1 protein-coding gene is annotated in these 1,559 nt (G+C 65.4%); it reads right to left on the reverse strand.

Annotation, left to right across the window (positions count from 1 at the left end):
- Window positions 1–1,559, reverse strand: a 1,559-nt coding sequence (locus ACFW2Y_RS35810; protein ID WP_384887919.1) for a dihydropteroate synthase, incomplete at both ends; no start/stop codon positions are given.

Genomic DNA, 1,559 nt, shown 5'->3' on the forward strand with positions numbered 1-1,559 from the left:
AGGGCGTCCATCAGGCGCAGGCCTTCGAAGGCGTCGCGGGCGTAGCGGACTTCGCCGTGGTAGATGTCGTGGAGGTCTTGTTCGACGTAGGCGCGGGTGAGGGCGGCGCCGCCGAGGATGACGGGGTATTGGGCGGCGAGCTCGCGCTGGTTGAGTTCCTGCAGGTTCTCCTTCATGATCACGGTGGATTTGACCAGGAGGCCGGACATGCCGATGACGTCGGCGTGGTGTTCCTCGGCGGCTTGGAGGATTGCGGAGATGGGCTGTTTGATGCCGATGTTGACGACGTTGTAGCCGTTGTTGGACAGGATGATGTCGACGAGGTTCTTGCCGATGTCGTGGACGTCGCCGCGGACGGTGGCCAGCACGATGGTGCCCTTGCCCTGGGCGTCGGTCTTCTCCATGTGTGGTTCGAGGTGGGCGACGGCCGTCTTCATGACCTCGGCGGACTGCAGCACGAACGGCAGCTGCATCTGACCGGAGCCGAACAGCTCTCCGACCGTCTTCATCCCGTCCAGCAGGGTGTCGTTGACGATGGCGAGGGCCGGCCGGTCGACCAACGCCTGGTCGAGGTCGGCCTCCAGGCCGTTCTTCTCCCCGTCGATGATCCGCCGCTTGAGGCGTTCCTCCAGTGGCAGGGCGGCCAGTTCCTCGGCCTTGCCGGCCTTCAGCGACTTCGTGGTCGCCCCCTCGAACAGGGCCATCAGCTTTTGCAGCGGGTCATAGCCCTCGGCACGACGGTCGTAGATCAAGTCGAGTGCGGTGGTGACCTGCTCCTCGTCGAAGCGGGCGATCGGCAGGATCTTCGAGGCGTGCACGATCGCCGAGTCCAGGCCGGCCTTGACACACTCGTCCAGGAACACCGAGTTGAGCAGGATCCGGGCGGCCGGGTTCAGCCCGAAGGAGATGTTGGACAACCCCAGGGTGGTCTGGACGTCCGGATGACGCCGCTTCAGCTCGCGGATCGCCTCGATCGTGGCGATACCATCGCGCCGTGATTCTTCCTGACCGGTGCAGATGGTGAAGGTCAACGCGTCGATGAGGATGTCGCACTCACCGATGCCCCAGGTGCCGGTCAGGTCCGCGATCAACCGCTCGGCGACGGCGACCTTGTGCTCGACGGTACGGGCCTGGCCCTCCTCATCGATCGTCAACGCGATCAGAGCGGCACCGTGTTCCCGGGCCAGTCGGGTGACCTTCGCGAAGCGGGAGTCGGGGCCGTCACCGTCCTCGTAGTTGACCGAGTTGATCACCGCCCGGCCGCCGAGCTTCTCCAACCCGGCGCGCAGGACGTCCACCTCGGTGGAGTCCAACACGATCGGCAGGGTGGAGGCGGTCGCGAACCGGCCGGCGAGCTCGACCATGTCGGCCACCCCGTCACGCCCCACATAGTCCACACACAGATCGAGCATGTGCGCACCCTCACGGATCTGGTCCCGCGCCATCTCCACACAGTCGTCCCAACGGCCCTCCAACATGGCCTCACGAAACTTCTTCGACCCGTTGGCGTTGGTCCGCTCACCGATCGCCAGGTAGGAGGTGTCCTGCCGGAACGGGAC

This window comes from Streptomyces sp. NPDC058877 (genome assembly GCF_042742855.1).
Classification (GTDB): Bacteria; Actinomycetota; Actinomycetes; order Streptomycetales; family Streptomycetaceae; genus Streptomyces.